The 6,527-nt window shown below is 30.9% G+C and carries 7 protein-coding genes; 2 read left to right on the top strand and 5 right to left on the bottom strand.

Going from position 1 to position 6,527, the window contains the following annotated elements:
- The first annotated feature begins 60 nt into the window (after nucleotides 1–60).
- Together glyA and ACMOUI_RS10755 are read left to right on the top strand one after the other, a co-directional pair.
- Nucleotides 61–1,305, top strand: a complete 1,245-nt coding sequence (gene glyA, locus ACMOUI_RS10760) for a serine hydroxymethyltransferase (RefSeq protein WP_418965696.1) — start codon at nucleotides 61–63, stop codon at nucleotides 1,303–1,305.
- An 89-nt stretch (nucleotides 1,306–1,394) separates the two neighbouring features.
- Complete coding sequence (locus tag ACMOUI_RS10755; RefSeq protein ID WP_418965695.1) at nucleotides 1,395–1,736, top strand: zinc ribbon domain-containing protein YjdM; 342 nt, start codon at nucleotides 1,395–1,397, stop codon at nucleotides 1,734–1,736.
- An 18-nt stretch (nucleotides 1,737–1,754) separates the two neighbouring features.
- Here the strand turns inward: ACMOUI_RS10755 and ACMOUI_RS10750 are convergent, their stop codons facing one another.
- From ACMOUI_RS10750 to ACMOUI_RS10730, 5 genes are read right to left on the bottom strand one after another with little or no spacing between them, the layout of a single operon-like run.
- Nucleotides 1,755–3,146 (bottom strand): ArnT family glycosyltransferase, encoded by a 1,392-nt coding sequence (locus ACMOUI_RS10750; protein ID WP_418965694.1) that lies wholly within the window; start codon nucleotides 3,144–3,146, stop codon nucleotides 1,755–1,757.
- A gap of 17 nt (nucleotides 3,147–3,163) precedes the next feature.
- Entirely contained in the window at nucleotides 3,164–4,486 is a 1,323-nt protein-coding gene (locus ACMOUI_RS10745) for a UDP-glucose dehydrogenase family protein (protein WP_418965693.1), read from the bottom strand.
- Nucleotide 4,487: 1 nt separating this feature from the next.
- Nucleotides 4,488–5,525 (bottom strand): GDP-mannose 4,6-dehydratase, encoded by a 1,038-nt coding sequence (locus tag ACMOUI_RS10740; RefSeq protein WP_418965692.1) that lies wholly within the window; start codon nucleotides 5,523–5,525, stop codon nucleotides 4,488–4,490.
- A complete protein-coding gene (locus ACMOUI_RS10735; protein ID WP_418965691.1) occupies nucleotides 5,526–5,804 on the bottom strand; it encodes a lipid-A-disaccharide synthase N-terminal domain-containing protein in 279 nt (92 codons plus the stop codon). It abuts the gene before it with no gap.
- A 26-nt stretch (nucleotides 5,805–5,830) separates the two neighbouring features.
- The gene (locus ACMOUI_RS10730; RefSeq protein WP_418965690.1) at nucleotides 5,831–6,526 is read right to left on the bottom strand and encodes a glycosyltransferase family 2 protein; all 696 of its coding nucleotides are present in this window, start codon (nucleotides 6,524–6,526) and stop codon (nucleotides 5,831–5,833) included.
- Between the last annotated feature and the right edge of the window lies 1 nt (nucleotide 6,527).

The raw sequence follows: 6,527 nt of genomic DNA, 5'->3' as shown, positions 1-6,527 counted from the left end.
GAAATATATACATCAATAGTATATAATTAATCCATCACGCAATTTATGGGAGGTAGTTTCATGTTAAATTTTTTAAAAGACACAGATATTGATGTTTATAATGCTATTGAAAAAGAGTTAGATAGACAAGAAAATGGTTTAGAACTTATCGCCTCAGAAAATTTTGTTTCAAAAAGTGTAATGGAGGCTGTTGGTTCAGTCATGACAAATAAATATGCAGAGGGTTATCCCAATAAACGTTACTATGGAGGTTGTCAATTCGTAGATATTGTTGAAAGTTTAGCTATTGAAAGAGCAAAAGAACTTTTTGATTCTAAATTTGCAAATGTTCAGGCTCACTCAGGTTCTCAAGCTAATATGGCTGCTTACAGAAGCTTAATAAATTTAGGTGATTGTATTTTAGGTATGAGACTTGATCATGGAGGTCATTTAACTCATGGAAAAAATGTTAACTTTTCTGGAAATGATTATAAGGTTATCTCATACAGTGTAAAAAAAGATGATGAAAGAATTGACTATGAGGAGATTAGAAGATTGGCTTTAGAGAACCAACCAAAACTTATTATCGCCGGAGCAAGTGCTTATCCTAGAACTATTGACTTTAAAAGATTTAGAGAGATAGCCGATGAAGTTGGAGCCTATTTAGTTGTTGATATGGCTCATATCGCTGGTCTTGTTGCCACTGGACTTCATCCATCACCAATTCCCTATGCTCATATAACTACAAGTACAACACATAAAACTCTTAGAGGACCTAGAGGTGGTCTTATCTTAACAAATGATGAAGAGATTGCTAAAAAAATTGATAAAATAATATTCCCTGGCATTCAAGGTGGACCTTTGATGCATATAATAGCAGGAAAAGCCGTAGCTTTTAAAGAGGCTCTCTCTCCTGAGTTTAAAAAATATCAGGAACAGGTTATAAAAAATGCTAAAGCTCTGTCTGACACTCTAATAAAAAATGGAGTTAGAGTTGTTAGTGGTGGTACTGATAACCATCTAATTCTTGTTGATTTAACAAATTTAAATATCACTGGTAAAGATGCGGAAAAAATATTGGATAAAGTTCATATAACAGTTAACAAAAATGGGATTCCATATGACACAAAAAGTCCTTTTATCACAAGTGGGATTAGACTTGGAACTCCAGCTTTAACAACGAGAGGTATGAAGGAAAATGAGATGATTTTAATAGGAAATTTAATTGTTGAAACTCTAAAAAATAGCGACAATGATGAAGTTCTTCAGGATACTATTAAAAAAGTTAAAGAACTTTGTAATAAATTTCCACTATATAAAAAGTAAAATTACACCTGAAAAATTTTGTTTTCTTGAATTTTTTTCAAATTTGTTTTATAATATAAGTAATTATATATAGAATGGAGAAAAATATTATGACAAAATTACCTAATTGTCCAAAGTGTAACTCTGAATACACTTATGAGGATGGAAATCTATTTGTTTGCCCTGAGTGTGCTTACGAATGGTCAATAGAAGCTGTTGAAGAGGATTCAGATGATGCTCTTATCGTAAAAGATGCCAATGGAACTCTTTTAGTTGATGGAGATACAGTTACTGTTATTAAAGATTTAAAAATTAAAGGAAGTTCTTCTGTTGTTAAAATTGGAACTAAAGTAAAAAACATAAGATTAGTTGAGGGAGACCATAATATCGATTGTAGAATTGATGGTATTGGAGCTATGAAACTAAAATCTGAATTTGTAAAAAAAATCTAAGGTCGTATCACTACGACCTTATTTTTTTATTAAAATAACATACTCTTTATTTGAATAAATTGACTCTAACTCCTCTTTAGGAATATTCTTTTCATATTTTTTTCTAATCAATAGCAGTTCTCCCTCTCTCATCGTTGATAACTTATCTAAAGGGATCTCCTCTATACCCTCTTTATCTATCTCATTGGATATATTTTTTGAATCCTCAAATCTGTAACTATAAACTTTTTCACTATTCTCTTTTAAAATCTCTATTGGCTCTTTAAGAGTATAATTTCTATTGTAGTATGGTAAAAAAATAGCACATACACAAAGTACGCCGCAGTTTATATACAGTAGTATCTTACAGATTTTCTCTTTAGTTCCACTCCATTTTTTTTCAATCGCTCTTAAAGATATAATAATAATACCGTAGTAAAGTGGTAATAGGTATATATCCAACTTTCCGCTTATTAAACTAAAGAATATCAGGTTAGGAATAAATAGGCTAAAGGCTACTTTATCTATATTCTTCCACTTATCTATATTTTTTAGATTTTTAAAATTTTGGTAAAGTCCAAGTAGGAAAAATGGGGCTATTGGCAATGTTGTAAGTGGAAGCAATTTTAAATAATAATATATTGGTCTTGTGTGAGTTTTAGCTTTTATAACTCTACCTAATGTCTCTTGCCCCAGAAGCAAACTTATATAGTCCTTTCCCTCTGGAAAACTCAATATCATTAAAAACCATAGTCCCAATACTATTAAAATTATGGCTATTCCCAATATAGGTCTCAATTTTCTTATATATCCCAGATCTTTATTTAGATATAGGTAAAATAGTATTGTCAGCATTGGAATCACCAAGGCTGCCCCACCCTTTACCAAAATACCTAAAGCTATAAAAAGATACATATAAATAACTCTATTAAAGGATTTCTCCTCTCTATTTATATAGAATGAAAAAAACATATAAAGGGCACCCATTATAAACATTGTCATCAGGGTATCCATTCTCAATACTAAAGCTGTTCCAAATATATATGGAAGAGTTATAAAGATAGCTGTAGATATATATGCCATTTTTTCACTCCAGATTAATTTGGATAGTTTAAATCCCAAATAAGCCGTTATTCCAGCGGGTATAACACCACCTATTATTAGAGAGATGGGATAGAAATTTTCCTTGCTAAACTCTCTTACCAATCCCAATAACCAGAAATAGATGGGAGGTTTATCTGGATATAACTCATTAAAATATTTAAGAATTATAAAATTTTTACTATCTACCATTTGATCTGTTATAACAAAGTATTTTAATTCATTTCTTATATCTGGAAATCTAAAAAAAGTTATTCCTATTATCAGGGCAAAATAACCTATGAAAAATAGTTTGTATCTCTCTTTAAACACATCCTCTCTAACTCTCATAAAATAAACTCTCCTTTTTAACTTTGTCCCACTGGATAGTATTTAAATAGAGATCTTACTTTACAATGCTTTGTGTGCACATTTCTAAGATCAAAATAAAACTCTCCTTTCATTCTTTCCTTTAGCTCATCTAAATTAATACCTCTAAACTGATTCCACTCAGTGATTAAAATTACAGCATCAGCATCTTTACTTGCATCCTCTTCATTTTTACAGTACTCTATGTGAGACCTATAGTTTTCCAATCTCCATTTAGCTTCCTCTATTCCCTTGGGACAATATGCTTTTATTTTAGCTCCATTTTCTATTAAACCTTTTATAATATCTAAACTTGGAGCATCTCTAACATCATCTGTATCTGGTTTAAAAGATAATCCCAATACACATATGGTTTTATCCTTTACTCCAGCCATCTCTTTAACTATTTTTTCTGTTATCTTTCTCTTTTGCTTCTCATTTGCTGAAATTGCAGAGGCAACAACACTCATCTCTTCACCATACTCTTTTCCTATCTCCACAATAGCCCTAGTATCCTTTGGAAAACATGAACCTCCATACCCTGGTCCACAGTGTAGGAATTTTGGTGATATTCTTCCGTCCATTCCCATAGCTTGTGCTATTTCCTGAGTGTTTGCTCCAACCTTTTCAGCTAATAAAGCCATCTCATTAATAAATGATATCTTTACTGCTAAAAATGCATTTGATGCATATTTTATCATTTCAGATGTTCTTCTATTTGTAAAAACGAAAGGTGTCTTATTAATATATAAAACATCGTATATTTTTTTCATCAATCCTGTAGCTTTTTTATTTTCACTTCCTATTACAACTCTATCTGGTCTTAGGCAATCATTTACAGCTTTTCCCTCTCTTAAAAACTCCGGATTAGAAACTACATCAAACTCTATCTTCACCTCTCTTTTCAAGAGTTCATTTTTTATTGTTTCCTCCACAAGATCCCCTGTTCCCACAGGCACTGTAGATTTATTTACAATAACTGCATAATCTTTTATATTTTTTCCTATATCTTTTGCACACTGTAACACGTACGTTAAATCAGCAGATCCATCATCTCCTGGTGGAGTTCCAACAGCTATAAATATAACTTCAGAGTCTTGAAGTGCATACTTTTTATTCGTAGTAAACTTTAGTCTTCCTTCTAAAACATTTCTGTCTAAAATCTCTTTTAATCCCGGTTCATAGATTGGAAGTATACCATTATTTAAAGAGTTTATCTTTTTTTCATCTATATCCAAGCATATAACCCTATGTCCAAACTCACTTAAAATAACACCTTGAACCAGTCCAACATATCCAGTTCCTATAACAGTTATCTTCATATCACTTCCCTCCTAAGTACCATTTTATAAACTTTTCAATTCCATCATCAAACTTTGTAGTTGGTTTATATCCTAAAAGTTCTTTAGCTTTATCTATATTTGCATAAGTTCTCTTTACATCTCCAGGTTGCATAGGTAGTCTATCTATAATAGCTTTTTTATTTAAATATCTCTCTATTGTTTGAACCATATTATTTAAAGAGATTGCATCTGATTCTCCTAAGTTTATAATCTCATACACATTTTCATGTGATTCAAGATATTTTACACCTTTTATAACACCATCAATAATATCATCAATATAGGTATAATCTCTATATGTTTCCCCATCGCCGAAGAATGGAATGCTCTCATTTTTAAGGATTTTATCTACAAATTTATGAATGGCTAAATCTGGTCTCTGTCTTGGGCCATAAACTGTAAAAAATCTAAATTGTAATGTGTCAATATTGTATAACTTAAAATATACATGACCTAAAACCTCACCAGATTTTTTTGTGGCAGCATAGGGGGAGATTGCAAAATCAACAACATCTGTCTCTTTGAAAGGTACTACTTTATTATTCCCATATACAGAGCTAGATGAAGCTTGAATAAACTTTTTCACTCCATACTTTTTGCAGCACTCCAACAGGTTTAAGTATCCTCCAATATTCACTCTCTCGTACTCCAGTGGATTTTCTAAAGATGGTCTAACTCCAGCTAACCCAGCAAGATTTATAACCATATCAACATTATTTTCATTAAATATCTTATCTAAACTTTCAAGATTTTTTAAATCACAATACTTTAAAGAATAGTTCATTGAATTTACTATCTCTAAAAGAGACTCTATTTTTTTATCCTTTGTATCTTTTTTTAAAATTTCATTAAGATATTCAATTTTATCTACACTTTCTAAAACATTTTTTATTTTTATATCCTCTGAATAAAACTCATGAAAATTATCTATTCCCACAACACTGTGTCCTAACTTTAATAAGTTTTCAACTAAATGTGATCCAATAAAACCGGCTACTCCTGTTACAACAACTCTCATCTAACAATCAGCTCCTCTTTTTTTTATTAAATATATGTTTCTTGAGTAAATCAATACATTTGGTGCTTGTCCCAGTATAAATACTGGATCTTTTTTATATATAGCATATATCAATAGAAGTACGCTTCCACCTAAACTGAAAGTCCAAAAAGAAAAAGGTATAACACTCTTTTTTGCCTTTTCACTAGCCAGCCACTGGATGATAAATCTCATTGAAAAAAGCCCTTGTCCTATGAAACCTATAATTAAAAAAATATTTAAATTTTCTATATTTATCATAAATTAGCCCTCGTTTTACTATTTTTTTATTCTTCAATTTTCCAAGTTAAAACTCTATTTCTCATCCATCTAACTGCAAAAACATCTTTAAAGGCCTTAAATCCTCTTCCAAAAACTCTATATTTAGATTCACCATGTAATCTATCATAGTGTCTAACGGGAACCTCAACCACTTTATATCCCATGTATCTAGCTAGAGTTGGTAAAAATCTATGCATCCCATTAAATAGTTTATATGATTTTATAACCTCTTTTTTAAATAGTTTTAAAGGGCAACCAGTGTCCTGGATATTGTCTCCTGTGACAAAATTTCTAAATCCATTTCCCACTTTAGAAGCCAATTTTCTCTTAAAGCCATCCTCTCTAGTTGCACGTCTTCCATTGACCATATCATATTCAGGAATATATTCAAGTAACTTGTAAACATCCTCAGGATCAGTTTGTAAATCTCCATCCATCATTAGAACAAGTTCTCCTTGAGCCTTATGAAATCCAGCATCTATAGCTGCACTCTGTCCACTATTTTTGGTTAAATGATACACTTTAACATTTTTATTTTTACTTTTTAAACTATTTAAAAGCTCATAACTTCCATCATTACTACCGTCATTTACAAAAATAATCTCATACTCTTTAAATCCTTTTTTAAATGCTTCCTCTACCTTTTCTACCATGGGTATTATATTATCTTTTTCATTATACACCGGTATCACTGCTGATATC

The sequence above is a fragment of the Cetobacterium sp. genome (assembly GCF_048470075.1).
Lineage (GTDB): Bacteria > Fusobacteriota > Fusobacteriia > Fusobacteriales > Fusobacteriaceae > Cetobacterium_A.
The sequence above is the reverse complement of the archived record's forward strand: the minus strand, read 5'-3'. Positions and strand labels throughout refer to the sequence as shown.

Bases quoted from the DNA above. Each gene is read 5' to 3' on its own strand.
- glyA (WP_418965696.1), top strand. From the start codon at position 61: ATGTTAAATTTTTTAAAAGACACAGATATTGATGTTTATAATGCTATT.
- ACMOUI_RS10755 (WP_418965695.1), top strand. From the start codon at position 1,395: ATGACAAAATTACCTAATTGTCCAAAGTGTAACTCTGAATACACTTAT.
- ACMOUI_RS10750 (WP_418965694.1), bottom strand. From the start codon at position 3,146: ATGAGAGTTAGAGAGGATGTGTTTAAAGAGAGATACAAACTATTTTTC.
- ACMOUI_RS10745 (WP_418965693.1), bottom strand. From the start codon at position 4,486: ATGAAGATAACTGTTATAGGAACTGGATATGTTGGACTGGTTCAAGGT.
- ACMOUI_RS10740 (WP_418965692.1), bottom strand. From the start codon at position 5,525: ATGAGAGTTGTTGTAACAGGAGTAGCCGGTTTTATTGGATCACATTTA.
- ACMOUI_RS10735 (WP_418965691.1), bottom strand. From the start codon at position 5,804: ATGATAAATATAGAAAATTTAAATATTTTTTTAATTATAGGTTTCATA.